Below are 24,740 nucleotides of genomic sequence, written 5' to 3'. Positions count from 1 at the left end.
CGACCGGGGCTGCGCCCGCTGATACGACGTGTTCCGCAGATGGGGCCATGCCCCGCCGTCGACAAGCGCAACCACCGGCAAGCCGTTCAGATGCTCGCGCCAGCGCGCCCGCAGCCAGTAAACTCGCAGACCATTCAAAGTCGCTACGGCGAGGACAAGTCATGACGGTGGTCAGCGTTGAACATGCGCTTGCGGGAAAACTCCCGGAAGGCGGCGAAGTCACGGTACGGGGGTGGGTGCGCACGCTGCGCGGATCTGCCGGACTGGCCTTCATCAACGTGACCGATGGCTCGTGCTTTGCCCCGATCCAGGTGGTGGCCAACGACACCCTGCCCAACTTCGACGAGATCAAGCGCCTGACCAGCGGCTGCTCGCTGATCGCCAAGGGCGTGCTGGTGAAGTCGCAGGGCAAGGGCCAGTCGTTCGAGATCCAGGCCAGCGGCGTGGAGATCGTCGGCTGGGTCGAGGACCCGCTGACCTACCCGATCCAGCCTAAGCCGATGTCGCCGGAGTTCCTGCGTGAAGTGGCGCACCTGCGCCCGCGCACCAACCTGTTCGGTGCGGTCACCCGCATCCGCAACTGCCTGGCGCAGGCGGTGCACCGCTTCTTCCACCAGAACGGCTTCAACTGGATCAGCACCCCGATCATCACCACCTCCGACGCCGAAGGCGCCGGGCAGATGTTCCGCGTCTCCACGCTGGACATGGTGAACCTGCCGCGCGATGCCAGCGGTGCGGTGGATTTCAGCCGCGACTTCTTCGGCAAGGAAACCTTCCTGACCGTGTCCGGCCAGCTCAACGTGGAGGCGTACTGCCTGGCGCTGAGCAAGGTCTACACCTTCGGCCCGACCTTCCGCGCCGAGAACAGCCATACCACGCGCCATCTGGCCGAGTTCTGGATGATCGAGCCGGAAATCGCCTTCGCCGACCTGGCCGAAGACGCGCGCCTGGCCGAACAGTTCCTCAAGTACCTGTTCCGCGCCGTCCTGGACGAACGTGGCGACGATCTGGCCTTCCTGGCCGAGCGCGTGGACAAGAACGCCATCAGCAAGCTGGAAGCCTTCATCAATGCGCCGTTCGAGCAGATCGACTACACCGAGGCGGTAAAGCTGCTGCAGAACTCGGGCAAGAAGTTCGACTTCCCGGTCGAATGGGGCCTGGACCTGCAGACCGAGCACGAGCGCTGGCTGACCGAGGAACATATCGGCCGCCCGGTGGTGGTGACCAACTACCCCGAGCACATCAAGGCCTTCTACATGCGCCTGAACGACGACGGCAAGACCGTCGCGGCGATGGACGTGCTGGCGCCGGGCATCGGCGAGATCATCGGCGGCAGCCAGCGCGAAGAGCGCCTGGACGTGCTGGATGCGCGCATGGCGCAGTTCGGCCTGGATCAGGAGCACTACGGCTGGTACCGCGATTTCCGTCGCTACGGCTCGGTGCCGCATGCCGGCTTCGGCTTGGGCTTCGAGCGCCTGGTGGTCTACGTGTGCGGGCTGAGCAATATCCGCGACGCCATCCCCTACCCGCGCGCACCGGGCAGCGCCGAGTTCTGACCGTGCGCCTGCTGGCTGCCGCCGCCCCGCACCCGCAATCGCCGGCCTTGGCGCCGGCCTTGCCGAGCCTCGGCATGGCCGGCGTGTGCGGCGTCCGGCCAGCCGAGCCGGCAGCCACGCCTCCGGTTCCAGGTGCGTGGTGGCAGGGTGACACGGCACGCCAGGCCCTCCTCCAGGCCAGGCATCCGTTGGGGCGGACCATCGCTGCGCCGATGGCTGGCGCAGCACTTCTGCAACGCGTACTGAGGCCGGCGGGCACATGACCCTGTTCTTCGCACTGTGTTTTGTCGGCGTCGCCGTCGCCGGGCTCACCGCCTTGCTGATCTTCTGGCCACTGACGCTGGTGCACCTGCGCGACCGTCATCCCGAGGCGCTGGCCAGCTTCGGTGATCCGGCCTTCATCAGCCCTGCGGCACTGCGCTGGTTGCTGACGCGGCGCTACCGCCGCCACCGCGACAATGCGCTGTCCGGTCTGGCCACACCCGCCTGGCTGTCGCTGCTGACCATCTTCTTCGGCCTGGGCATGGCGGCCCTGCTCGGCCTGCTTTCCAAGGTAATGCCATGAATACACCGCAAGACACCGCACAGGACCACCACGATTCGTGGTGGCTGGCCACGATCGGCCGCACGCTGATCTGGGCGCGCCTGCGCGTCAAGCAGGCAGGTACCGCCGAAGTCCTGGACAGCGACGGCAAGATCCTGCCCTACGACAGCGAAGACAGCGCCCGTGCGGCTTTGTTCGATGCCGAATTCGTCGCGCTCGACGGGCTGGACGAGGAAGACGCGCTGATGCGTGGCTTCTCGCTCGACGAGGTGTCGCCGCCGCGCGGCGACGACGATGCCGACCTGCGCGAACGCATGGTGCTGACCCTGGGCGGTCGCGCCTGACATGTACGCCCCGCGCGCGTTCGCGCAGACCGATCTGGCACTGCTGGACTGGCTGATCGCGCGCGACCCGTTCGTCACCCTGATCAGCCAGGGCGAGGACGAGCAGCCGGCGATCTCGCATCTGCCGGTGCTGTACCGACGCCAGACGCAGGCAGTGGTCATCGAAGGCCACTGGGCGCGCCCCAATCCGCAGGCGCGCAGCCCCGGCGATGCGGTAATCGTGGTGCAGGGCCCGCATGCCTATGTGTCGCCCAGCTGGTATCCGGACAAGGAAACGGCCGCACGCGTGCCGACCTGGAACTACGCCGTGGCGCATCTGCATGGACGCTGCGAGCAGGTCAGCGACGAGGCGGCGCTGGGCGATCTGATCGGCCGCATGAGCGCACACTTCGAACAGCGTGTCGGCAGCGACTGGCTGTTCGAGATGGAGCGCGACAGCCACCGCCGACAGCTGCGTGGTCTGGTCGGCTTCCGCTTCGTTCCCAGCCGCATCGAGCTGACCTTCAAGCTCAGCCAGAACCATCCGGCCAGTAATGTTGCTGCCGTGAGCGAAGCACTACAGCAACAGGCGTCCACCGACTCCCGCGAGCTGGCGTCGCTGATGCGCGATGCCCTGCAGGCACGCGATGGCGCGGCCTGAGCGGGGCCATACAGCGTCGATTTGCGCATCACTGCCTTTCGCTCATCTGTCGATCACACACTGCCCTTCGTCCTCTGGAATACTGCGCGCATGAACGAGCTCAACCATTTGCTTGAAAACAACCGCGCCTGGTCCGAACGCATCCGTCGCGAGGACCCGGAATTCTTCTCCAAGCTCTCCACCCAGCAGACGCCGGAGTATCTGTGGATCGGCTGCTCGGACTCGCGCGTGCCGGCCAACCAGATCATCGACATGGCGCCGGGCGAGGTGTTCGTCCATCGCAACATCGCCAACGTGGTCGTGCACACCGATCTGAACTGCCTGTCGGTGATCCAGTTCGCCGTCGACGTGCTCAAGGTCAAGCACATCCTGGTGGTCGGCCATTACGGCTGCGGCGGCGTGTTTGCCAGCCTGACCCAGAAGCGCATGGGCCTGGTCGACAACTGGATCCGCCACGTCACCGATGTGGCCGACAAGCACGAGGCCTGCCTGCACGATGCGGGCGACCTGCCGGTCCAGCACGCGCGCCTGTGCGAGCTCAACGTGCTCGAACAGGTGGTCAATGTCTGCCGCACCACCATCGTGCGCGATGCCTGGGAGCGCGGCCAGGCACTGCAGGTGCATGGCTGGGTCTACAGCCTGCGCGACGGACGTGCGCACGACCTGGGCATGTCGATCGACCGCCCCGAACTGCTGCAGGAACGCTACGACGCGGCGCTGGCACAGATCCAGGCCGATCACGCCGAACGCTGAGCCGCACCCGCACACCATCCCGCCGCGGCGCCCATCGGCGCCGTCGGTTGGCTATGCTGGACGTCTTCTTTGCCGAGGAACGTCGATGCTGGTCCCGCCGATCAACTTGCAAGCCTGGATCGAGCAACACCGCCACCTGCTCAAGCCGCCGGTGGGCAATAAATGCATCCAGCAGGACGGCTTCATCATCATGATCGTCGGCGGGCCGAATGCGCGCACCGACTATCACTACGACGAAGGCCCGGAGTGGTTCTTCCAGCTCGAAGGCGAGATGGTGCTGAAGGTGCAGGACGACGGTGTGGCACGCGACATCCCGATCCGCGCCGGCGAGATCTTCCTGCTGCCGCCCAAGGTGCCGCATTCGCCGCAGCGCGCGACCGGCTCGATCGGCCTGGTGATCGAACGCGAGCGCCTCCCCAACGAGCAGGACGGCCTGCAGTGGTATTGCCCGCAGTGCAATCACAAGCTGTACGAGGCGATGTTTCCGCTGCAGGACATCGAAACCGATTTTCCGCCGGTGTTCGATCATTTCTACCGCTCACTCGCGCTGCGCACCTGCACCCGCTGTGGACACCTGCATCCTGCGCCGGAGCGCTATGCCACTGTCCAGGCATGAGCGGGCGATGACGTATGGCACGGCCGGGCACGTCTTGCGCAGGTCTTCGGAGCGCGTTCGCTCGATGGCCGCGCGTGTGTGTCACGTCGGCAGCGTGATGCCGCGCAATTGCAACGACGGCGCAACTGCCCGCAACGTGCTGCGTTTCAACCGCGTGCACGCGCGGCGGCCACGCTGCGTGCCCGCGCTGAGCCACATGCCATGCTGCGCACGCTGATCGACCTCAAACCGCGCGACGTGCCGCTGCGCGTCGCGCTGCGCAACACCGCCGCGGTGGTGCTGCCGCTGGCGGTCGGCGTGGCCACCGGGCATGTCGCCGCCGGCCTGGCCATGTGTACCGGCGCGCTCAACACCATGTTCACCGACCAGCCCGGCCCGTATCGCGCGCGCCTGCAACGCATGCTGATGGCCGCGCTGGCTGCCGGCCTGGCCGCGTTGCTCGGCATCTGGGTCGGCCACGACACGCCGGCCCTGGTGATCGCCGGGCTGCTGCTCGGCCTTGGCGGCGGCTTGCTGGTGGCGCTCGGCCCGGTGGCGGCGCGTGTAGGGCTGACCAGCATGATCCTGCTGGTGGTCAGCGCCGACATGCGCTTGCCGGTGCAGCAGGCAGCGGGTGTGGCGGCGTTGATCTTTGCCGGCGGCCTGCTCCAGGTGGTGCTGGCGTTGGCCGCCTGGCCGCTGCAACGCTATCGCCCGGAGCGCTTCGCGCTGGCCGACCTGATGCGTCAACTGGCCGGCATCGCACGCCAGCGTCCGGAAGCCAGCGCGCCGCCGCCGGCCACCCAGGAAGTGCTTGATGCGATGGTGATGCTGCATGGCGAGCATCGCTCGCGCGCGATCGCCGTGCAGAGCTTCCGCATCATTGCCGAGCTGTGCGAGCGCGTGCGGCTGGAGCTGCTGTCATTGGCCGATGCCGATACCCGCCTGACCGAGTCGCAGGCGCGCCCGGCGATCGAGCGCGTGCTCGAACGCAGCGCCATCGTGCTGGAACAGCTCGCGCATGCGATGACGGTGGGCGAAGACCCGCTCGCCGCCAATGCCTCGATGACCGGCTTCGACGATCTGGTCGCCGCGCTGGCGCAGTTCCAGCACGACAACGCCGACACCCGCGAGCGCCGACTGGTGCGGGTGGCGGTAGCACGCGCGCAAGGCCTGGGCGGCCAGCTGCGCGCGCTGATCCGCAACGCGCATTGGGCCAGCAGCCGTGGCGAAATCCAGGCGCAGCTGGCCGAAGCGCGCCTGCCGGCGGTACTCAGGCCCGCCGCGACCTGGGCCACGCTGCGCGCGAACCTGGATCTGTCGTCGGTGGCCTTCCGGCATGCCTTGCGCTGCGGCGTGTGCCTGGCACTGGCGATCGCCTTCCAGCGCTGGCAGCAGATCCCGCACGGCTTCTGGATTCCGATGACCACCGCCATCGTGCTCAAGCCGGATTTCGGCGGCACCTTCAGCTTCGGTGCCCTGCGCGTGGCCGGCACCTTCGTCGGCCTGCTGGTGGCGACCTTGCTGGCGCATCTGGCGATGGATGGCGCGAGCGTCCGCCTGGCGTTGCTGGCACTGTTCTGCCTGGGCTTCCGCCTGCTGACGCAGGTGAACTACGGCATCGGCGTGGCGTTCCTGACCGGCATGCTGGTGCTGCTGCTGTCCTTCGAGGGCGTGGCACCGGGCGAGGCCATCGGTGCGCGCCTGCAGGCGACGGTGGCCGGCAGCGCCTGGGCGCTGATCGCCTATGCGCTGTGGCCCACGCGCGAGCGCCGGCACATCCGCTCCTCGCTGGCGCAGCTGCTCAGCGCGTATCGCGATCATCTGCGCAATCTGTTGCTCGGCAGGATGGAGGATCTGGGCGACACCCGCGCTGCCGCACGCGTGGCGCGCACCAATGCGCAGGCCTCGATCGAACGCCTGCGCGGCGAGCCGCGCAGCCGGCGCAATCTGCACGAGCTCAAACTCGCCGAGTCGCTGCTGGCCAACGGCAACCGGCTGATCCGCGCCACCTTGTCGCTGGAGGCGGTGCTGCGCGACGGCCATCCCCTGCCTGCGCTAGACGCGCTGCCGGCATTTGCGCAACAGGCCGACCAGGCGCTGTCCGAGCTGATCGCCTGCCTGCTCGACGGCGGCATTCCCGCCGCGGCCACCTTGCGCAGCGCCGAGCGCCAGCTGTCCGATGCATTGGCGGCCCTGCCCGACGGCTCGCCGGCCACCGCCGCACTGGCCGACACCATCGACCGCATCACCGACAGCATCGGCACGTTGACGCATCTGCTGCGCCCTGCCCGGCCGGCCGCGACCACCGCCGCGCCCGACACACCGGCCGCGCATGACGGCGCACAGGGTGCCGGCGGGTAAACTGCGCCACTGACCTGCGTTGCGAGCCGTGATCATGACCGACCTGCTGTCCCGCGCCCATGCCGTTGCACTGGACGCCGCCGACCCGCTGCGCCAGCTGCGCGATGACTTCATCTTCCCGCAGCATGCCGGCCAGGATCAGACCTATTTCGTCGGCAACTCGCTGGGCCTGCAGCCACGCGCCGCACGCGCGATGGTGGCCGAGGTGCTCGACCAGTGGGGTGCGCTCGCGGTGGAGGGCCACTTCACCGGTCCCACCCAGTGGCTGACCTATCACCAGCTGGTGCGCGATGGTCTGGCCCGGGTGGTCGGCGCACTGCCCGGCGAAGTGGTGGCGATGAACACGCTGAGCGTCAACCTGCACCTGATGATGGCCAGCTTCTACTGCCCCACGCCCGAGCGCGGCGCGATCCTGATCGAAGCCGGCGCGTTTCCGTCCGACCGCCATGCGGTGGAATCGCAACTGCGCCTGCATGGGCTGGATCCGGCCACGCAGCTGATCGAAGTGCAAGCCGACCAACCCAATGGCACGCTGTCGATGGCAGCGATTGCCGATGCCATCGCCCGGCATGGTCCGCGCCTGGCGCTGGTGCTGTGGCCCGGCATCCAGTACCGCACCGGCCAGGTCTTCGACCTGGGCGAAATCGTGCGGCTGGCACGCGCACAGGGCGCGGCGGTGGGTTTCGATCTGGCGCATGCGGTCGGCAATATCGCGCTGACGCTGCACGACGACGGCGTGGATTTCGCGGTCTGGTGCCACTACAAATATCTCAACGCCGGCCCCGGCGCGGTGGGTGGCTGTTTCGTGCACGAACGCCATGCCAACAGCGACCTGCCGCGCATGGCCGGCTGGTGGGGACACGAGCAACAGACCCGGTTCCGCATGGATCCGCAGTTCGTGCCCTCGCCTGGCGCCGAAGGCTGGCAGCTGAGCAATCCGCCGGTGCTGGCGCTGGCGCCGCTGCGTGCCTCGCTGGAATTGTTCGACCAGGCCGGCATGGCGGCGCTGCGCGCCAAGTCCGAACAACTCACCGGGCATCTGGAACAGCTGATCCACGCCCGCGTGCCGCAGGTGCTGCAGATCATCACCCCGACCGAGCCGGCGCAGCGTGGCTGCCAGCTGTCGTTGCGGGTGGCCGGCGGGCGCGCGCAGGGGCGCTCGCTGTTCGAGTCCCTGCAGTCGGTGGGCGTGCTCGGCGACTGGCGCGAACCGGACGTGATCCGCATCGCACCGGTGCCGCTGTACAACCGCTTCTGCGACCTGCACCAGTTGGTCGAGCACGTGGAAACCTGGGCCGCCGCCTGAGCACGTACGGCACAGACTGTGCCAGCGAGCAGGGCTGCGCGTGAGCCGGAATCGGCACCCGCGCACGTACACTCCGAACCCGCACCTGGCCGACCGCAGCAGGTGCCGCTGCCAGCCACTCTCCTTCCTCCCTCTTGGCCGGCACTCGCGTCCGGCCGCTGCCGGATACCGCATTGAGCGCAGTCTCTCCCCGTTCCCTGACCCTGATCGGCGCTGGCCTGGCCGGTTGCCTGCTGGCCATCCTGTTGTCGCGTCGCGGCTGGCAGGTCACCGTCTACGAGCGCCGCGGCGACCCGCGCATCAAGGGCTACGAGTCCGGCCGCTCGATCAACCTGGCGCTGGCCGAACGCGGCCGCCATGCACTGCGCCAGGCCGGCGCCGACGACGCGGTGATGGCCAAGGCGGTGATGATGCGCGGGCGCATGGTGCACCCGCTGCACGCGCAGCCGCAGCTGCAGCGCTATGGGCGCGACGACAGCGAAGTGATCTGGTCGATCCACCGCGCCGCGTTGAATGTCGCGCTGCTGGATCTGGCCGAACAGGCCGGCGCATGCGTGCACTTCTACCGCCGCCTGCATACGGTGGACTTCGACGCCGGCTATGCGCGCTTCATCGACGACCGCGACGACCAGCCGCACGAAATCCATTTCCAGAGCCTGATCGGCAGCGATGGCGCCGGCTCGGCATTGCGCGCGGCGATGCAGCGCAAATCGCCGCTGGGCGAGCGCACCGAATTCCTCGATCACTCCTACAAGGAGCTGGAAATTCCGCCGTTGCCCGGCGGCGGGTTCCGCATCGAAGGCAACGCGCTGCACATCTGGCCGCGCGGGCGCTACATGTGCATCGCGCTGCCCAACGACGGCGGCACCTTCACCGTCACGCTGTTTCTGCCCAACGCCGGCGAGCCCAGCTTTGCCACCACCCGCAACGGCGACGAAGCGCTGGCCTTGTTCGCGCGTGATTTCCCCGATGCGCTGCCGCTGATCCCGCAGCTCAAGGAACATTGGGAAGAACATCCGCCTGGCCTGCTCGGCACCCTGACGCTGGACCGCTGGCATCTGGGCGGCCGCGCATTGCTGATCGGCGACGCTGCGCACGCGATGGTGCCGTTCCACGGCCAGGGCATGAATTGCGCGTTCGAAGATTGCGTGGCGCTGGCAGAGCAGCTGGACGCGCACCACGATCTGGAAACTGCGTTTGCCGCCTTCCAGGCTGCACGCCGTGAGGATGCCGCGGCGATCCAGCAGATGGCGCTGGAAAACTATCTGGAGATGCGCGACCGCGTCGACGATCCCGACTTCCTGCTGCAGCGCGCGCTCGAACAGCAACTGCAGGCACGCTGGCCCACCCGTTTCGTGCCGCATTACACGATGGTGACCTTCCTGCGCACGCGCTATTCGATCGCCCTGGCGCGCAGCGAGATCCAGCGCCAGATCCTGGTCGAGGCCACGCGCGGGCACAGCGACCTGTCGCGCATCGACTGGGCGGCACTGGAAGCGGTCGTGCATGCGCGCCTGCAACCGCTGGAAGGCGCGCATTGATCAAGCTGCACAGGCCGGCGTCAGCGGGCCGGCGCGCGGATAAGAGATACTAGGCAGCACTGGCGGCGCCCTCCGCAGCGCGCCGCGGATCTGGATTTGATACGGCATGCCTGACAGCTTTCTCTTCTACGACCTGGAAACCTTCGGCCAGGATCCGCGCCGCACGCGCATCGCGCAGTTCGCCGCGGTGCGCACCGATGCGCAGCTGCGCGTGATCGAAGAACCGATCAGTTTCTACGTGCAGCCGGCCGACGACCTGCTGCCCTCCCCGTACGCGACCATGGTCACCGGCATCACCCCGCAGCACGCACTGCGCGAAGGCGTGAGCGAGGCCGAAGCGTTCGCGCGCATCTCCGAGCAGATGAGCCGGCCACAGACCTGCACACTGGGCTACAACTCGATCCGCTTCGACGACGAATTCGTGCGCTGCGGGCTGTTCCGCAATTTCTACGACCCGTACGAGCGCGAGTGGCGCGGCGGTAATTCGCGCTGGGATCTGCTGGACGTGCTGCGGCTGGTGCATGCGCTGCGCCCGGACGGCATCGTCTGGCCGCAGCGCGAAGACGGCGCCACCTCGTTCAAGCTCGAACACCTGGCCGATGCCAACGCGGTGCGCGAAGGCGATGCACATGAAGCGCTGTCGGACGTGTACGCCACCATCGGCATGGCACGCAGGTTCCAGCAGCATCGGCCCAAGTTGTGGGATTACGCGCTGCGCCTGCGCGACAAGCGCTTTGCGGCAACGCTGCTGGACGTGATCGGCATGCAGCCGGTGCTGCATGTCTCGCAGCGCTATCCCGCCTCGCGCATGTGCGCTGCCGCAGTGCTGCCATTGACGCGCCATCCACGCATCGACAGCCGCGTGATCGTGTTCGATCTGGAAGGCGACCCTGAAGTGCTGTTGCGCCTGAGCCCGGACGAGATCGCCGACCGGCTGTATATCCGCGCCGCCGACCTGCCCGAAGGCGAGCAGCGCATTGCGCTCAAGGAAGTGCACGTGAACAAGTCGCCGGCGCTGGTGGCCTGGCAGCATCTGCGCGCGGCGGATTTCCAGCGCCTGGGCATCGACCCGGACGCGGTGCTGGCCAAGGCTGCACGCCTGCGCGCGCTCGGCCCCGAACTGGCCGAAAAAGTGCGCCAGGTGTACGGCAACGAGCGCGCTGCGGCGCCGACGGTCAACGATGCCGATGCCTCGCTGTATGACGGCTTCCTGGCCGAAGGCGACAAGCGCCTACTGGCGCAGGTGCGCGCCAGTGCACCGGCCGAGCTGGGCGCGCTGGAATCGCGCTTTCGCGATCCGCGCCTGATCGAGTTGCTGTTTCGCTACCGCGCGCGCAACTGGCCGCAGACCTTGTCGTTCGACGAGCAGGAACGCTGGAACGTCTACCGCCGCCAACGCCTGCTCGAGGACCGTGGCCTGGGCGAGGTCACGCTCGACCAGTTCCATGCGCAGATTGCGGATTTACGGCTTGCTCACCCGGACGATGCTACCAAGCAGTCCCTGCTCGACCAGCTCGCCGCCTGGGGTTTGGACCTCCAACGCACGCTATGACCACCTATTTTTCCGACGCCAGTTTCAAGTTCCTGCGCGCCCTGGCGCGCCACAACGACAAGACCTGGTTCAACGACCACCGGCATCAGTACGAGGCGCATGTGCGCCAGCCGTTCCTGCAGCTCATCACCGACCTGCAGCCCGCGCTGGCACAGGTCAGCGAGCACTATCGCGCCGACCCCAAGACCCAGGGCGGCTCGCTGTTTCGCATCTACCGCGATGCGCGTTTTTCCAACGACAAATCGCCGTACAAGAACTGGCAAGGCGCGCGCCTGTTCCATGAGCGCCGCCGCCAGGTGCCGGCGCCGTCGTTCTACATCCATCTGCAGCCGGGCGAGAGCTTCGTGGGTGCGGGGCTGTGGCATCCGGAGCCGGACACCCAGCGCAAGCTGCGCCAGTTCATCTTCGACAATCCCGCCAACTGGAAAGCGGCCGCCTACGAGCCAAAACTACGCCGCAAGTTCGCGTTGGACGACAGCGAGAAACTGGTGCGTGCGCCGCGCGGCTTTCCCAACGATTTCGAGTTCATCGACGATCTCAAGCATCGCAACTGGGCGTACCTGCGTCCACTCGACGATGCCATCATGACCGGCCCGCGCCTGCGCCAGACCATCGAGGCGGACCTGGTGGTGCTGGCGCCGTTCGTCGATTACCTGTGCGCCGCGCTGGATCTGGAATTCTGATGCATCGCACGGCGCCGACGGCAATCGACGCTGCGCAGGCAATCGGCGGACCGCGGCGATTTCTCGCTGCGCGGCGCCATGCCTCGATGCGCCTGCTGCAGACAACAGCAATGGACTGCATGCCATGAAGAAGCGCTGGTTGCTGCTGCCTGTGCTGGCCGTGCTGCTGCTGGCCAGCTATGTGGTTGCGGGCCCGTATCTTGCCATTCGCGGCATCAGCGAGGCAGTCGCCAGTCGCGACGCCGCACAGCTGGAACGTCATGTGGACTTCCCCAGCCTGCGGGTCAACCTCAAGGCGCAGCTGGACGATTACCTGATCCGCCAGGCCGGCAGCCGCATGCAATCCAGCCTGCTGGGCGGATTCGCCCTGCAGCTTGCCAGCGGCATCAGCGGCGCCGGCGTGGACACGCTGGTGACGCCGCTGGGCATCGGCGCGTTGCTGCAAGGCCACAGCGTGTGGAATCGCGTCACCGGCACCACCGTCAGCCCGGACACCTATGCGGCGCCAGCGCCGGCGCGTCCGCTGCAAGGCGCGCAGCAGCGCTTCGAGTCCACCCGCCGCTTCACCGCGACCACCCGCACCGCAGCCGGAGCGCCGGTGGTGTTCGTGCTGACCCGGCAAGGCCTGCGCTGGCGGTTGACCGATATCCGCTTGCCGCTGGCAGAGGCGGAAGCGGACATCCGCTGACCCCATAAGGGCGCGCCTGCGAGCGATGTTGGGCGTGTCGCATTTGCAGGCTGACGACTGGCGCCGGACAGCGGCTCAGGAAAACCGCCAGGCCCGCTCCATCCACGCCGCCTGCAGCCGCAACATCGACGGCCGCAGCTGCCGACGTGCCGACCACGGCAGCGCCGCCAACGCCTGCTCCGCAGTGCCCGGCGCGCGCTTGCCGTTCCAGGCGTACAGCAGCTGGTTGCGCGGGTCCGGCTCGGGCAACAGCAGCACCCGCCCCTCGAACACCTCGCGCAGCGCGGCCAGATGCCCGGCCAGCGGCACCTGGAACAGGTTCAGGGCCAGCACACCGCTCGGCGTCAGCGCAGCGCGGCAGTCGGCGTAGAACTCGGGCGTGCACAACGCCGGCGGAATGCCATCGGCATCGTAGGCATCCAGCAGCAGCAGGTCGTAGCGCCCGGCACGCGTGCCGATCCACTGCGCACCATCGCCGTGCGTGACCTCCAGCCGCGCATCGTCGGGTGGCACGCCGAACGCATCGCGCAGGGCCAGCACCTGCGCATCGGCGTCCACCGCTTCGATGCGCGTGCTGCGCAGATAGCGGTGACAGAACTTGGCCTGCGCGCCGCCGCCGAAGCCGATCAGGCCGACGCGCTCGGGGCGTGGCTGCAACCACAGCGCCGCCAGCATGCCGCGCGTGTACGGCAGCATCAGCCGGTACGGCGCCCAACGCGACATGCGCGTCTGGACGGTGTCGTCGGCAAAATACAGCTCCAGTTGCCGCCAGCTGGAGCGCAGCGCGGCGCATCCAGACGGCCTCGGTGCCTCGCTCACCTGCCCGGCGGATCGTTGGCCACGCCATGCGGTACGTGACCGGCCGCCACATGCTGGTGTTGGCGCGCACTGTCGATGTTGTGCTGCGAATCGTCGAAAAAGATATCCGCGCCGAACGCCTCCAGGAACGGCCCCTTGTGGCGTCCGCCGAGGAACAGCGCCTCGTCCAGGCGCACGCCCCATTCGCGCAGGGTGCGGATCACCCGCTCGTGCGCCGGCGCCGAACGCGCGGTGACCAGCGCGGTGCGGATCGGCGAGGCCTCGCCGGGCGGGAATGCCGCCTGCAGCGCATGCAGCGCCGACAGGAAATTGCGGAACGGCCCGACCGACAACGGCTCGCGCGCACGTTCGCGCTCGTGGCGCCCGAACGCCTCCACGCCCTGCTCGCGCGAGATGCGTTCGCTCTCGTCGCCGAAGATCACCGCATCGCCGTCGAAGGCGATACGCAATTGGGTGGACAGGCGGCTTTCGTCGTTATGCACGATCGCCGCGGCGGCCTCGGCGCGTTCGCCCGGCGCACGCGGCATGATGGTCGCCGCCGCGATGCCATGGGTGAGTGCGCGGCGTACCGATTCCGGATTGGCCGATAGGAACAGATCGGTGCCGAACGGCTTCACGTACGGCCAGGTCGGCTGGCCCGAGGTGAAGGTCGCCCGCACGATGCCCAGGTTGTAGTGCTGGATCGAATTGAAGATGCGCAGCCCGGTATCGGCGGAATTGCGCGACAGCAGGATCACCTCGACACGCGGGGTTTCCTCGGGCACATCGTGGTTGAGCGCCAGCAGCTTGCGCACCACCGGAAAGGCGACGCCCGGCTCCAGGATGTCGTCCTCGTGCTCGCGCTGGAACGCCGAATACGCCTCCACGCCATCGGCCTCGAACAGCGCATGGCCTTCTTCGAGATCGAACAGCGCGCGCGAGGTCACCGCGACGGTCAGGAGCCTGGGGGAATTATCAGCCATTGGGGCGGGGATTCGGGAGTGGGGATTGGGGATTGGTTTAAAGCAGGAACTACTGGGTCGGGATTTGATCGCCCATCTGCGCAGCATCGTAGCGCGTGCGCGCCTTCTAAAGACGACGTGGCACGCTGCTGCCGTTGCCAATCCCGAATCCCCACTCCCCAATCCCCGCTCCTCAGACCGCAAACTGTTCGCTGAAGATGCGCTCTTCCAGATTGTGTTCGGGATCGAACAGCAGCGTGACCTGGCGTTGGGTGGATTCGCGGATGGTCACTTCGACCACATCGCGGATCTCGTGCGAGTCGGCAGTGACGCTGACCGGGCGCTTGTACGGGTCCAGCACGCGGAAACGCACTTCGGTATCGGCCTTGAGGATGGCGCCGCGCCAGCGGCGCGGCCGATACGGGGCGATCGGCGTCAGCGCCAGCGTGTGCGAGCCCAGCGGCAGGATCGGCCCGTGCGCGGAATAGTTGTAAGCGGTGCTGCCGGCCGGCGTGGCGACCATGACCCCGTCGCCGATCAACTCGGCGATGCGGGTCTGGCCATTGAGATCCACGCTCAGGTGCGCGGCCTGGCGGGTCTGCCGCAGCAGCGAGACCTCGTTGTAGGCCAGCGACACCGTGCTGGCACCGGACTCGGTCTGCACCTGCATTTCCAGCGGGCGCAGATGCGCCGGTTCGGCCCGTTGCAGACGTGCGAGCAGGTCGTCCTCGTCGTCGCGGTACTGGTTCATCAAGAACCCGACCGAGCCCAGCTTCATGCCGAACACCGGCTTGCTGGCAGCGCCATGCCGGTGCAGGGTCTGCAGCATGAAGCCGTCCCCGCCCAGGGCGCAGACGATGTCGGCGGTGTCCAGCGCATGATCGCCATAGCGCTGCACAAGACGCGTGCGCGCGGTCACCGCCGGCTCGGCGTGACTGGCAACAAAGGCAATCCGTGGTGGTGCGGTCATCGTTGACTCCAAAGCATGCGAATCAGCATACCGCAGCGCTGTGGTCGGCTTGTTGGCTGCCCGCCCCGCCCTGGCCTGCACGGCTGCAGCTGCGCCACCACGCGCCGCTGGCATGGCGCACCGCAGCCAGCCGGGCGCCGGCGACAGCGGGCGCGCAATGCCTGCACTGGCCGGTCAGACGCGACCGGGCCGCGGCATCAGGCGGTCAATCGCCAGGCACGGTGGATGCGCGCATGCCGCTCGAAATCCGGGTCGATGGTGCGCGGGCTGATTTCCTCGCACTGCGCAAACTCGGCCACCAGTTCCTCGTCCAGCTTGAAGCGACGGAAGTTGTTGGAGAAGTACAGCACCCCACCCGGCGCCAGCCGCGCCATCGCCGCACGCAGCAGCCGCACGTGCTCGCGCTGGATGTCGAAGTCCTCGGCGCGTGCGGAGTTGGAGAAGGTCGGCGGGTCGCAGAAGATCACGTCGAAATGCGCGCGCTCGGCTTCCAGCCAGGCCAGCGCGTCGGCCTGCACCAGCGTGTGCTTGCTGCCGGCCTGGCCGTTCAGGGCCAGGTTGTCGGCGCACCACTGCAGATAGGTGCCGGACAGATCCACGCTGGTGGTCGAGCTTGCCCCGGCCACCGCCGCTTCTACGCTGGCCACGCCGGTGTAGCAGAACAGGTTGAGGAAACGCCGCCCCTTCGATTGCATGGCCATGGTGCCACGCAAAGGGCGATGGTCCAGGAACAGGCCGGTATCCAGGTAGTCGAACAGATTCACCCGCAGCAAGGCGCCATGCTCGCGCACGTTGATAAATTCGTTGCGCTGCTCGAAGCGGCCGTACTTGCTGCCGCCCTTGCCGCGCTCGCGCGATTTGAGCGCCACGCGTTCGCCCGGCACCTCGAACACCTCGCGTGCGGCGGCGAGCAGTTCGCCCAGACGGCGGCGCACGTCGGCTTCGGGAATCGTCGCCGGTGCGGCGTATTCCTGCACATGCAGAAACACGCGGCGATCGCCATCGGCCTGCTGGTACACGTCGATGGCGGCGGAATATTCCGGCAGATCGGCGTCGTAGGCGCGGAAGCATTCGATGCCTTCGCGTGCGCGCCATTTCTTGGACTTCTGCAGATTCTTGCGCAAGCGATTGGCAACCATCTGCGCGCCTTCGCTGAGCGCGGTCGGCGCCGCCAGCGGGGTGCGTCGCGGCACCGCAATCGGGTCGCAGACGATCAACGCGCACTCGATCGCGCCATTGAACAGCTGGTATTTCTTGCCCGCACGCAAGCCGGTGGCATACGCCAGCTCGGCGTTGCCGCACAGCAGGCTGGCCCGCCATTGCGGCACCGCACGCTGCAGGGTATCGCCCAGGCGGCGATACAGCGCCGCATCGGCAGCCAGGCGTTCATCGTAAGGCGGATTGCACACCACCACGCCGGTGGCCTGCGGCGGGGTCTGCATGTCGCCCACCTCGCGCACGCCGAACCAGATCGCCTCGGCCACACCGGCCACCTGCGCATTCTCTTTCGCGGCGCGGATCGCATGCGGGTCCATGTCGCTGCCGTGGATCACCTGCCGGAGCGCGGCGCGGCCGCGACTGTCGCGCTCGCGCGCTTCGCCCACCAGCTGCTGCCAGCCCTCGCGGTCGAAGCCGCGCCAGCGGCTGGGGAGATCGCTGCCATAGCGCTGCAGGCCGGGCGCCACGTCGGCGGCCATCAGCGCGCCTTCGATCAACAAGGTGCCGCTGCCGCACATTGGATCCAGCAGGCCGCCGCCATCGGCGTAGGCGCGCGGCCAACCAGCGCGCAGCAACACCGCTGCGGCCAGATTCTCCTTGAGCGGCGCATCGTTCTGCGCCATGCGCCAACCGCGCCGGTGCAGCGGGCCGCCGCCCAGATCCACCGAAATGGTGGCGCGGCCCTTGCGCAGCGACAGGTTCAGACGCAGATCCGGGCTGTCCACATCCACCGACGGACGTTCCAGGCCCTGCCGGCGCATGGTGTCAACCACCGCGTCCTTGATCCGCTGCGCCGCGTAACGGGCGTGCGTGATCGCGGTACCGGAGACATGCGCGTCCACCGACAGCGTGTGGCCGACGGACAGGTGCTCGTCCCACGGCAACTCGGCCACCCCGGCATACAGCGCGTCCTCGTCCGGACAATCGAACTCGCTCAGCGGCCACAGCACGCGGCTGGCCAGACGCGACCACAGCACGGCGCGCTGCGCGTCGCGCAGGTCGCCTTCGACGTTGACGCCGGAGATGGTGGCGGTGGCCTTGCTGGCACCGAGCGACAGCAGCTCGTCGGCAAGCAGGTATTCCAGGCCCTTGGCACAGGATGCGAAGAATTTCACGTAGGCAGGTATCGATGGAGACGCTGGCCGTGGGGCGAGCGTGGGAGCAGGACGCTGGGCCGGCGCCCGGGAGGGCAAAGCCGTGGCCGCCGCGGACGGGGCGCAAATGGTCGGCCATCGGCGCCGGCTTTACCAGCCCGCCGGCCGGATCGCCCGTCGTGCGGTTCACCACGGCGCCAGCCGCCACTGCGCTTGCGCGGTATCCAGGCGCTGCCGCAGGCCCAGCCGCTGCAGGAAGGCGGCATCGTGCGAGGCAACGATCAGCGCACCGGCGTAGCTGCGCAGCAGCGCCTCGATCGCTTCCACCGCGGCCAGATCCAGGTGGTTGGTCGGCTCGTCCAGCAACAGCAGTTGCGCCGGCTGCGCCCGGTACAGCGCGCAGGCCAGCGCCGCCTTGAGCCGCTGGCCGCCGCTGAGCTGGCCGGTGGGCAGGTCGGCACGCTGCTGGTCTAGCCCCAGCAGCGCCAGGCGCAGCCGCTGCGCATGCGCCGGCGCGCCCGGGTCTGCATCGTGCAGCTGCGCAGCGGCCGAGCGCGCCGGGTCCAGCAGCCCCAGGTCCTGATCCAGATACGCCACCGGCACATGCACCTGGCACTGCCCCGCGCTGGGCTGCAGGCGCCCGGCCAGCAGCTGCAGCAACGACGACTTGCCGCTGCCGTTGGGGCCGACCAGGCCGATCCGCGGTTGCCCATGCAACAGCAGATCCACCCGCCGCCCGCCCAGCCGCCCGTGCGCCAGTTCCACCTGTTGCAGCGTGGCCAAGCGCTGCGATGCGCCGGCGGGCGATGTCGGCGCCAGTAGCGCGATCGTGGGGTCGTCTTGCACCAGCGCCGCGGCCTGCACCACCGCCTCGCTCAGCCGCGCCTGGTCGGCCTGGCGTTGCTGTTGCAGCCGCCCCGCGCTGACCTCGCTGCGCTGCTTCTGCGCGCCAAGCAGGATCGCGGCCTGGTTGGCCTGCCCCGCAGCACGCGCGCCGCGTGCCTGGCGTTGCTGGTGACGTTGCTGCTGCTCGCGCAGCGCCTGTTCGCCGCGTGCGCGTGCCTGTTTGCGCTGGGCCAGCAACGCGCTGGCGGCCTGCTGTTCGATGGCGCGCTGCTGCGCATAGAACGCGTAATTGCCGCCATAGCTGCGCAGCCCCTGCCCGGACAATTCCAGAATGCGCTGCATCGCATCGAGCAGGCCGCGGTCGTGGCTGATCACCAGCACGCCGCCGTTCCATGCCAGCAACTGATCCATCAACCGCTGCCGCTGCGGGCCATCCAGGTGATTGCTGGGTTCGTCCAGAATCAACAGGTCCGGCTGGCTCAGGAACGCACCGGCGAGCGCCACGCGCATCGCTTCGCCGCCACTGAGCTGCGCGGCCGGTGCACGCGGATCGCGCCCACCCAGGCCTTGCCGTTCGAGTTCTGCAGCAAATTGCGCATGGGCGGTCCAGCGCTCGCCGACCAGTTCGAAATCGGCGGGCGCAACGCTGCCAGCAGCGATACGGTCCAGCGCCTCCAGCAGCGGCGCGACGCCGGCCAGGTCGGCAATGCTCTGCCCCGGCGCCACGCGCGCGCGCTGCGGCAGGTAACGCACGCTGCCGTTGCGCACACAGCGCCCGGCACTGGGCAGCAACGCGCCGGCCAGAAGGCGCGCCAGCACGCTCTTGCCCACGCCATTGCGCCCCACCAGGCCGGTGGCGCGCTGGTCGATGTGGATTGTCAGATCGGAAAACAGCGGGCTGCCATCGGGCAGCACATACGCAACGCCGTCCAGCGTCAGCGACGGACAGGTCATACGGGTCTCCATTGCATGCCAGCACACGCACCGATCCACCCGGACCGGCAGCGGGTAAGGCCGTCATCACGACGGCGGCATCAATGGCGCATTGGACCAATCCTCAGACAGTGGGCAGCGCAGCAAAGTGTAGGTCAGCCTGCGATGCAAGCCAAATCCCGGGCACTGCGGCAGACTGGCGCAGTTCAAGCGCAGCAGCAGCATCGGCAGGCGGCACCGTGCAGACATGCCCACGCTCCTGCAGGCCGGCTCATTGCCGGCTACCAGGGACCATCGAAGACAGCCATCGCGGGGATCGCTGCCGTGGCAAAATCGCCGGCAACGCGGGCCATCAGGTGTCCCGATGATGCAACGCTCAGCCCAGCCCGAACGCCGGGTGATAGGCCACATCGGCCAGCGGCAGCAGGCGGTCGCCAAACGCCAGCGCCTGCAGCTCGGATGCCGGGACGCCGGACAAGGTCAGCCCCGGCTCCACCGCAAAGCCCAGACGCCTGAAAAACGCCGGCTCGCCCAATGCCAGGCAGCCGGCCGCGCCACGCTCGCGCAAGCTGACCAGCGCCGCCTGCACCAGGCGCGTGCCCAGCCCCTGGCGTTGATGCCCCGGGCCGATCGCCAGCGGCCCCAACGCGTACCAGCCGGGCGAATCGTCCGACAGCCACACCGGCGATACCGCCAGATGCCCGACCACATACCCGTCGTGGTCGGCCACCAGCGACAACGCCAGCGCGCCGTCGTTGCGCAACCCGGCGATCACGTGCTGCTCGTCGTGGCGGCTATGTTCGTCGCGCATGAACGCGACCATCGTCAGCAGTTCGATTGCCGCCGCATCGCCGTCGCTCGCTTCGCGAATCAGTACGTTCATCGGACGCCCCAAAACCCGCACACCCTGGTCCGCATCACAGGCTCTGCAACAGTTCGGCGAAGGCCCGCGCCGATGCATCCACATGCGACGCCAGCCGGTGTTCGTCGTCGACCAGCAGCAAGCGCGCATGGCGCGCCTGCGCCCAGGCGATCACCTCGCCGGCCGGAATCAGTTCATCGCGCCAGGCATGCACGATCGAAATCGGCACGCGCGCCGCATCCAGTGCCGGCAACGGCCCCATCCTGGTCGGCGGCACCATCAGGAACAGCCCGCGCGTGGGCACCTGCAACGACACCTGCGCGGCGATGTACGAGCCCAGGCTGGAACCGACCAGCACCAGCGGGCCCTTGTCGGCCGCCGCACGCGCGATCTCCAGCAGGCGCTGCAGCCGACCTTGCACATCGCCCAGCGAACTCACATCGCGGCGTGCGTCCAGATCGGTGTAGTCCGGGCGCTCGTGGGTCCAGCCCAACTGCGCGGCGACATCGGCCAGGGCGGTGACCTTCAGCGCATCCGGGCCGCTCTCGAAGCCGTGCGACAGGATGCAATGACCGCGGCTCATAGCGTCTGCACCGTATCGCCGAGGCGCAGCACGCCGCCACGCAGGACGCGCGCACACAGGCCGCCATGACCGCGCATGGCGTTGTAGCCGCCCGCACCCAGCGCGTCCTCCATGCGCGAGCACGGATCGCAGGGATCGGTGCCTTCCAGCTCGACATCACCGATGCGGAAACGCCGCCCTTTCAAGGCGATCAGCGGAATGCCGGACACCACCAGGTTGCGGCGCAAGGTGGCGGGCGCGATCGCGGTGTGGCCGGCCAGTGCCGCGATCACCGGCAGATGTTCGGCCTGGATCAAGGTCACGCCGCGCTTGCCGCTGCCGCCCTTGTAGCGGTCGCCAACCAGGCCGACGCCGGTGGTGGCCTGTGCCGCGTCCACCGCGATCATCTCCACGTCGCGCGCGGGACGCACGCCGATCCAGGTCACCTGGCCGGTCTGCGGCAGGGTTGCCATCAATTTGCCCAAGGGGCTGTCGGGATTCAAAGCCATCGGGCAATGCTAGCATCCGCCTCATGTCCGATGCCGTCCTGCCGTCGCCACCGATCACCTACGCGCCGTTGTCCTACGAATCGCGGCTGGCGCGACGCGCGCTCACGCAGATCGACATGGTGGTCATCCATTGCACCGAGTTGCCCGACATGGCGATGGCACGCGAATACGGCGAACGCGTGCTCTACGACAGCGGCACCGGCAACAGCGGGCATTACTACATCGACCGCAACGGCAGCATCCAGCAATACGTCGCGCTGGAGCGCGTGGCCCATCACGTGCGCGGCCACAACCCGCATACGCTGGGCATCGAACTGGTCAACAGCGGCCGTTATCCGCACTGGCTGGACTCGCGCCATCAGTGCATGAGCGAGCCGTATCCGCAGGCGCAGATCACTGCGCTGATCACGCTGCTGCAGTGGCTGCAACAGCAGCTGCCATCGGTCCACCGCATCGCCGGCCACCAGGCACTGGACACCACCCAGGAAGCGGCCAGCGACGATCCGTCGCGCAAGATCCAACGCAAGCTCGACCCCGGCCCGCTGTTTCCGTGGCCGCAGATCGAAGCGGCGGTCAGCTGGGCGCACACACCGCGCTAGCAGCGGCGCACACAGGGCCATCGACACGGCGGGCCGCCTTCGCGTGTTCGGTGCTCAGCGCTCGGTCGCGCGGTAGGTCTTCTCGCCGGCATTCACTGCCAGGTCCAGGCGATTTTCCGGCGATGCGATCGGGCAGACCACGTGCGGCGTCAACGCACAGGGCGGATTCTCGGCCAGATTGAAGTCGAGCACGAGCCGGCCATCGTGTGGTGCCGCGGTGTAGAGATAGCGCGCGCCGCCATACGTTTCCTTGCCGCTGGTGCGATCGGCGAACAGGAAGAACAGGCCTCGCCCGTCGTCGCTGACGATCGGCTGCAACCGGTAGTCCCGGCCATTGCGCGAAAACACCGCCTCGCCCGGCACCTGGACAGTGAGCGGTGTACCGATCGAGGTCAGCAGCGTGGTCGTGCGCGGCGTGGAATACGCCTGCCAGCGCGCCTGGATGCGCCACTGCGGGTCGGTCGGAAAATACTCCAGCCCGGCGAAGTGGGTCAGCAACGGCGCTGCCGGGTCGCGGAAACGCCAGCCGAACAAGCTGCCGGTCTGCACCAGATAGAACTGCCGGCCCTCCACATCCAGGCGATCTCCACGCTGCCCTGCACGCTCCGGCCTCAGGCGCACGCGATCGATGCGCTGGCCGTTCAAGTGCACCGGTGCGGAGGCAGCGGCGTCGAAGTGCACCCGGCCGTCGGCATCCAGCGTCAGCTGCCCCAGTTGCGCAGGCCCGGCCGGCAACACCAGGTCGCTACGTGGATCGCTGCCCACCTGGTACCGGCCGGCACGCACGCGCCCGGAGCCGGTGTAGCTCAGCCAGCCATCGGGCGCACGCAAGCGCTGCACGCGCTCGGCGCGTGCACGTTCGAGTTCGACCTGATACATCGCGTGGCGATCGCTCTGCCCACGACCGGCGATGCGCGCACCGTTGGCGTCGGCGGTCGACCCCGCCGAACAGGCAGCCAACGACACCATCGCGACGCACAACGCGCCGACCTGCAACTGCAACCGCATGAGTCACCCAGCACTGCGAGAAACTGCGCTCCGCGCAGCGAACCTGCGTCCCCACAGGTCACCGTTCCTGCCGCCATTGTGCCTGCAATCAGGGGCTGGTCGCGACCGGACGTGTGGAATCCTGCAGCCACCCACTCCAGGAGCCGGCGTAAACGCGCGCGCCCGACAATCCGGCCACTTCCAGTGCCAGCAGCAGATGGCATGCGGTCACCCCGGAGCCGCACATCACCACCGCCTGCTCGGGACGGTACGCGCCCAGCAGCGCCGACAGCTCGGTGCGCAGTTCCTCTGCCGGCTTGAACCGCCCGTCGCGCAGGCTCACGCCCAGGGGGCGGCTCACCGCACCGGGCACATGCCCGGCCACTGGATCGACCGGCTCCACCTCGCCGCGAAAACGCTCGCCCGCACGTGCATCCAGCAACCAGCCCGGCGCCTGATCCAGTCGCGCCAGGATCTGCCCGGACTCGACCACCGCATCGCTGTCGAAGCTGCCTGGATATGCCACGCCATCGCGCACTACAGGCGGTTCGGTGCTCTCCGGCAGCCCCGCGGCACGCCAGGCGGCCAACCCGCCGTCGAGCACCGCCACGCGGCGATGTCCCATCAGCCGCAGCATCCACCATGCCCGCGCCGCGGCCATGCTGCCGTCGGCGGCATCGTAGATCACCACCTGGCTGTCCGGGTCGATCCCCCACGCGCCCAGCCGCCTGGCGAATGCTGCACTGTGCGGCAGCGGGTGCCGCCCCTGTGCAGGCAGCGACAGATCGGCCAGGTCCTGATCGAGATCGACGTAGTACGCGCCTGGCAGATGCCCTTGCGCATAGGCCTTGCGCGCGGCATCCGGGTCCGGCGCAGTCGGTGGCGCAGCGCGCGCGTCCAGCAATCGCAACTGCGGATGCGGCAATGCCGCTGCCAACGTGGCGCTGTCGACCAGCGTGGTCCAGTGGGGTTCCGCACTCATGCAACCTGCTCCAGACGACGACGAAGATTGAGGAGGATGGCCGCGGTGGCACCCCAGATGCGGTGGCCCGGCCAGTCGTATTCCAGCACGCGGCGCGGCCGGCCGCGATATTCCAGCTCCACGCTGCGCAGGTTGTCCGGATCCATCAGGTAGGCCAGCGGCACCTCGAACACCTCGGCCACTTCGTCCGGCTGCGGCACCGCCACGAACGCCGGGTCGATCACCGCCACCACCGGCGTGACGCGAAAACCGCTCACGGTCAGGAACGGATCCAGATAGCCCAGCGCATGCACCTGGCCGGCGCCGAGCGCGATTTCCTCGCAACTCTCGCGCAGGGCCGCAGCGGCCGCATCCGCATCCGACGGCTCGATCCGTCCACCGGGAAAACTGACCTGCCCGGCATGGTGACGCAGGCTGTCGGTGCGCCGGGTCAGCAGCACCATCGTGCCCTGTGCGCGCGGCACCAGTCCGCACAGCACCGCGGCCTCGGCCGAGGCGCCGCCCTCGGTCAGGTCGATCAATTCGGCATGATTCCAGCCCGGCCCGTCGGGCGCGGTGTCCAGCGCATACAACGCGCGCCGCAACTGCGCACATTCGGGCAGCCGCGCGGCCAACGCGCGCGCCGGCAGAACCGTATGCAGATACTGCTGACGTTCGGTGTCGCTCATGCTCATCCAGCGTGCAATTTCATCCAGGCTGCGCAGGCAGCCGACACAGTGCGCCTGCGCGTCCAGCGAACATACACCGATACACGGGCTGGGCAGACCATTGCGGGTCGAATCCGTGTCGCTCATCGCTGGCTCCCGCCGCACCGCATCGTCACGCCGTTCGTCCATCCTCTCGCACATGGCC

General features: G+C 68.3%; 24 protein-coding genes and 1 pseudogene. 13 read left to right on the top strand and 12 right to left on the bottom strand.

Annotated elements, in window-relative coordinates; genetic code table 11:
• Positions 1-161: 161 nt before the first annotated feature.
• The 12 genes from asnS to EO170_RS15250 all read left to right on the top strand — a co-directional run bounded on the left by asnS (position 162) and on the right by EO170_RS15250 (position 12,566).
• The gene (gene asnS, locus EO170_RS15310; protein WP_119129113.1) at positions 162-1,556 is read left to right on the top strand and encodes an asparagine--tRNA ligase; all 1,395 of its coding nucleotides are present in this window, start codon (positions 162-164) and stop codon (positions 1,554-1,556) included.
• A gap of 259 nt (positions 1,557-1,815) precedes the next feature.
• Positions 1,816-2,121, top strand: coding sequence for a hypothetical protein (locus EO170_RS15300; RefSeq protein WP_126946205.1), 306 nt, complete (start codon positions 1,816-1,818; stop codon positions 2,119-2,121).
• Complete coding sequence (locus EO170_RS15295; protein WP_104648442.1) at positions 2,118-2,444, top strand: hypothetical protein; 327 nt, start codon at positions 2,118-2,120, stop codon at positions 2,442-2,444. The genes EO170_RS15300 and EO170_RS15295 overlap by 4 nt, the downstream gene beginning before the upstream one ends.
• A 1-nt stretch (position 2,445) precedes the next feature.
• Positions 2,446-3,084, top strand: a complete 639-nt coding sequence (locus EO170_RS15290; RefSeq protein ID WP_126946202.1) for an FMN-binding negative transcriptional regulator — start codon at positions 2,446-2,448, stop codon at positions 3,082-3,084.
• Between the two features lie 90 nt (positions 3,085-3,174).
• Positions 3,175-3,837 carry a carbonate dehydratase gene (gene can, locus EO170_RS15285; protein ID WP_104648440.1) on the top strand — a complete coding sequence of 221 codons (663 nt, stop codon included), beginning with the start codon at positions 3,175-3,177 and terminating at the stop codon, positions 3,835-3,837.
• Positions 3,838-3,922: 85 nt separating this feature from the next.
• Complete coding sequence (locus tag EO170_RS15280) at positions 3,923-4,453, top strand: 3-hydroxyanthranilate 3,4-dioxygenase (RefSeq protein ID WP_126946199.1); 531 nt, start codon at positions 3,923-3,925, stop codon at positions 4,451-4,453.
• A 201-nt stretch (positions 4,454-4,654) separates the two neighbouring features.
• The gene (locus EO170_RS15275; RefSeq protein WP_126946196.1) at positions 4,655-6,796 is read left to right on the top strand and encodes an FUSC family protein; all 2,142 of its coding nucleotides are present in this window, start codon (positions 4,655-4,657) and stop codon (positions 6,794-6,796) included.
• Positions 6,797-6,830: 34 nt separating this feature from the next.
• Positions 6,831-8,102: a kynureninase gene (gene kynU, locus EO170_RS15270; RefSeq protein WP_126946193.1), complete on the top strand. Its 1,272-nt coding sequence runs from the start codon at positions 6,831-6,833 to the stop codon at positions 8,100-8,102.
• A gap of 173 nt (positions 8,103-8,275) precedes the next feature.
• The gene (locus EO170_RS15265; RefSeq protein ID WP_126946190.1) at positions 8,276-9,643 is read left to right on the top strand and encodes an NAD(P)/FAD-dependent oxidoreductase; all 1,368 of its coding nucleotides are present in this window, start codon (positions 8,276-8,278) and stop codon (positions 9,641-9,643) included.
• Between the two features lie 106 nt (positions 9,644-9,749).
• A complete protein-coding gene (gene sbcB, locus EO170_RS15260) occupies positions 9,750-11,195 on the top strand; it encodes an exodeoxyribonuclease I (protein WP_126946187.1) in 1,446 nt (481 codons plus the stop codon).
• Positions 11,192-11,878 carry a DUF2461 domain-containing protein gene (locus EO170_RS15255; protein WP_104582796.1) on the top strand — a complete coding sequence of 229 codons (687 nt, stop codon included), beginning with the start codon at positions 11,192-11,194 and terminating at the stop codon, positions 11,876-11,878. The genes sbcB and EO170_RS15255 overlap by 4 nt, the downstream gene beginning before the upstream one ends.
• A 124-nt stretch (positions 11,879-12,002) precedes the next feature.
• Positions 12,003-12,566, top strand: coding sequence for a DUF2939 domain-containing protein (locus EO170_RS15250; protein WP_126946184.1), 564 nt, complete (start codon positions 12,003-12,005; stop codon positions 12,564-12,566).
• A gap of 75 nt (positions 12,567-12,641) precedes the next feature.
• On the opposite strand, the gene EO170_RS15245 is transcribed toward EO170_RS15250, so the two are convergent.
• The 9 genes and pseudogenes from EO170_RS15245 to EO170_RS15210 form a co-directional block, all read right to left on the bottom strand.
• The gene (locus EO170_RS15245; RefSeq protein WP_164741063.1) at positions 12,642-13,385 is read right to left on the bottom strand and encodes a transferase; all 744 of its coding nucleotides are present in this window, start codon (positions 13,383-13,385) and stop codon (positions 12,642-12,644) included.
• Complete coding sequence (locus tag EO170_RS15240; protein ID WP_104582793.1) at positions 13,382-14,347, bottom strand: 5'-nucleotidase; 966 nt, start codon at positions 14,345-14,347, stop codon at positions 13,382-13,384. The genes EO170_RS15245 and EO170_RS15240 overlap by 4 nt, the downstream gene beginning before the upstream one ends.
• Before the next feature lie 172 nt (positions 14,348-14,519).
• Positions 14,520-15,296: an NAD kinase gene (locus tag EO170_RS15235; protein ID WP_115676676.1), complete on the bottom strand. Its 777-nt coding sequence runs from the start codon at positions 15,294-15,296 to the stop codon at positions 14,520-14,522.
• A 197-nt stretch (positions 15,297-15,493) separates the two neighbouring features.
• Complete coding sequence (gene rlmKL, locus EO170_RS15230) at positions 15,494-17,629, bottom strand: bifunctional 23S rRNA (guanine(2069)-N(7))-methyltransferase RlmK/23S rRNA (guanine(2445)-N(2))-methyltransferase RlmL (RefSeq protein WP_126946181.1); 2,136 nt, start codon at positions 17,627-17,629, stop codon at positions 15,494-15,496.
• Positions 17,626-17,816, bottom strand: a pseudogene (locus EO170_RS21635) (hypothetical protein). The gene rlmKL and the pseudogene EO170_RS21635 overlap by 4 nt, the downstream one beginning before the upstream one ends.
• Positions 17,795-19,408, bottom strand: a complete 1,614-nt coding sequence (locus EO170_RS15225; protein ID WP_126946178.1) for an ATP-binding cassette domain-containing protein — start codon at positions 19,406-19,408, stop codon at positions 17,795-17,797. The pseudogene EO170_RS21635 and the gene EO170_RS15225 overlap by 22 nt, the downstream one beginning before the upstream one ends.
• 355 nt (positions 19,409-19,763) lie before the next feature.
• Positions 19,764-20,270: an N-acetyltransferase gene (locus tag EO170_RS15220; RefSeq protein ID WP_126946175.1), complete on the bottom strand. Its 507-nt coding sequence runs from the start codon at positions 20,268-20,270 to the stop codon at positions 19,764-19,766.
• A gap of 34 nt (positions 20,271-20,304) precedes the next feature.
• Positions 20,305-20,832, bottom strand: coding sequence for a YqiA/YcfP family alpha/beta fold hydrolase (locus tag EO170_RS15215; RefSeq protein ID WP_126946172.1), 528 nt, complete (start codon positions 20,830-20,832; stop codon positions 20,305-20,307).
• Positions 20,829-21,320, bottom strand: a complete 492-nt coding sequence (locus EO170_RS15210; RefSeq protein WP_115676672.1) for an MOSC domain-containing protein — start codon at positions 21,318-21,320, stop codon at positions 20,829-20,831. The genes EO170_RS15215 and EO170_RS15210 overlap by 4 nt, the downstream gene beginning before the upstream one ends.
• A 23-nt stretch (positions 21,321-21,343) precedes the next feature.
• Here EO170_RS15210 and EO170_RS15205 point away from each other — a divergent pair, with 23 nt between their 5' ends.
• Positions 21,344-21,919, top strand: coding sequence for an N-acetylmuramoyl-L-alanine amidase (locus tag EO170_RS15205; protein ID WP_126946169.1), 576 nt, complete (start codon positions 21,344-21,346; stop codon positions 21,917-21,919).
• A gap of 54 nt (positions 21,920-21,973) precedes the next feature.
• Here the strand turns inward: EO170_RS15205 and EO170_RS15200 are convergent, their stop codons facing one another.
• The 3 genes from EO170_RS15200 to EO170_RS15190 all read right to left on the bottom strand — a co-directional run bounded on the left by EO170_RS15200 (position 21,974) and on the right by EO170_RS15190 (position 24,682).
• Complete coding sequence (locus EO170_RS15200) at positions 21,974-22,927, bottom strand: DUF1684 domain-containing protein (RefSeq protein WP_126946166.1); 954 nt, start codon at positions 22,925-22,927, stop codon at positions 21,974-21,976.
• 88 nt (positions 22,928-23,015) lie between these two features.
• Entirely contained in the window at positions 23,016-23,888 is an 873-nt protein-coding gene (locus EO170_RS15195; RefSeq protein WP_126946163.1) for a sulfurtransferase, read from the bottom strand.
• Complete coding sequence (locus EO170_RS15190) at positions 23,885-24,682, bottom strand: CoA pyrophosphatase (protein WP_104582783.1); 798 nt, start codon at positions 24,680-24,682, stop codon at positions 23,885-23,887. The genes EO170_RS15195 and EO170_RS15190 overlap by 4 nt, the downstream gene beginning before the upstream one ends.
• Between the last annotated feature and the right edge of the window lie 58 nt (positions 24,683-24,740).

Source organism: Xanthomonas sp. BRIP62409 (assembly GCF_003992965.1).
In the GTDB taxonomy this organism is placed as follows: domain Bacteria; phylum Pseudomonadota; class Gammaproteobacteria; order Xanthomonadales; family Xanthomonadaceae; genus Xanthomonas; species Xanthomonas euroxanthea.
The sequence above is the reverse complement of the archived record's forward strand: the minus strand, read 5'-3'. Positions and strand labels throughout refer to the sequence as shown.

What these genes read in the sequence shown, in the direction of transcription:
- can (WP_104648440.1), top strand. Translation starts at nt 3,175, where the DNA reads ATGAACGAGCTCAACCATTTGCTTGAAAACAACCGCGCCTGGTCCGAA.
- EO170_RS15290 (WP_126946202.1), top strand. Translation starts at nt 2,446, where the DNA reads ATGTACGCCCCGCGCGCGTTCGCGCAGACCGATCTGGCACTGCTGGAC.
- kynU (WP_126946193.1), top strand. Translation starts at nt 6,831, where the DNA reads ATGACCGACCTGCTGTCCCGCGCCCATGCCGTTGCACTGGACGCCGCC.
- asnS (WP_119129113.1), top strand. Translation starts at nt 162, where the DNA reads ATGACGGTGGTCAGCGTTGAACATGCGCTTGCGGGAAAACTCCCGGAA.
- EO170_RS15295 (WP_104648442.1), top strand. Translation starts at nt 2,118, where the DNA reads ATGAATACACCGCAAGACACCGCACAGGACCACCACGATTCGTGGTGG.
- EO170_RS15280 (WP_126946199.1), top strand. Translation starts at nt 3,923, where the DNA reads ATGCTGGTCCCGCCGATCAACTTGCAAGCCTGGATCGAGCAACACCGC.
- EO170_RS15300 (WP_126946205.1), top strand. Translation starts at nt 1,816, where the DNA reads ATGACCCTGTTCTTCGCACTGTGTTTTGTCGGCGTCGCCGTCGCCGGG.
- EO170_RS15220 (WP_126946175.1), bottom strand. Translation starts at nt 20,270, where the DNA reads ATGAACGTACTGATTCGCGAAGCGAGCGACGGCGATGCGGCGGCAATC.
- EO170_RS15200 (WP_126946166.1), bottom strand. Translation starts at nt 22,927, where the DNA reads ATGCGGTTGCAGTTGCAGGTCGGCGCGTTGTGCGTCGCGATGGTGTCG.
- EO170_RS15205 (WP_126946169.1), top strand. Translation starts at nt 21,344, where the DNA reads ATGTCCGATGCCGTCCTGCCGTCGCCACCGATCACCTACGCGCCGTTG.
- EO170_RS15215 (WP_126946172.1), bottom strand. Translation starts at nt 20,832, where the DNA reads ATGAGCCGCGGTCATTGCATCCTGTCGCACGGCTTCGAGAGCGGCCCG.
- EO170_RS15275 (WP_126946196.1), top strand. Translation starts at nt 4,655, where the DNA reads ATGCTGCGCACGCTGATCGACCTCAAACCGCGCGACGTGCCGCTGCGC.
- sbcB (WP_126946187.1), top strand. Translation starts at nt 9,750, where the DNA reads ATGCCTGACAGCTTTCTCTTCTACGACCTGGAAACCTTCGGCCAGGAT.
- EO170_RS15235 (WP_115676676.1), bottom strand. Translation starts at nt 15,296, where the DNA reads ATGACCGCACCACCACGGATTGCCTTTGTTGCCAGTCACGCCGAGCCG.
- EO170_RS15240 (WP_104582793.1), bottom strand. Translation starts at nt 14,347, where the DNA reads ATGGCTGATAATTCCCCCAGGCTCCTGACCGTCGCGGTGACCTCGCGC.
- EO170_RS15195 (WP_126946163.1), bottom strand. Translation starts at nt 23,888, where the DNA reads ATGAGTGCGGAACCCCACTGGACCACGCTGGTCGACAGCGCCACGTTG.
- EO170_RS15210 (WP_115676672.1), bottom strand. Translation starts at nt 21,320, where the DNA reads ATGGCTTTGAATCCCGACAGCCCCTTGGGCAAATTGATGGCAACCCTG.
- EO170_RS15255 (WP_104582796.1), top strand. Translation starts at nt 11,192, where the DNA reads ATGACCACCTATTTTTCCGACGCCAGTTTCAAGTTCCTGCGCGCCCTG.
- EO170_RS15225 (WP_126946178.1), bottom strand. Translation starts at nt 19,408, where the DNA reads ATGACCTGTCCGTCGCTGACGCTGGACGGCGTTGCGTATGTGCTGCCC.
- EO170_RS15250 (WP_126946184.1), top strand. Translation starts at nt 12,003, where the DNA reads ATGAAGAAGCGCTGGTTGCTGCTGCCTGTGCTGGCCGTGCTGCTGCTG.
- EO170_RS15190 (WP_104582783.1), bottom strand. Translation starts at nt 24,682, where the DNA reads ATGAGCGACACGGATTCGACCCGCAATGGTCTGCCCAGCCCGTGTATC.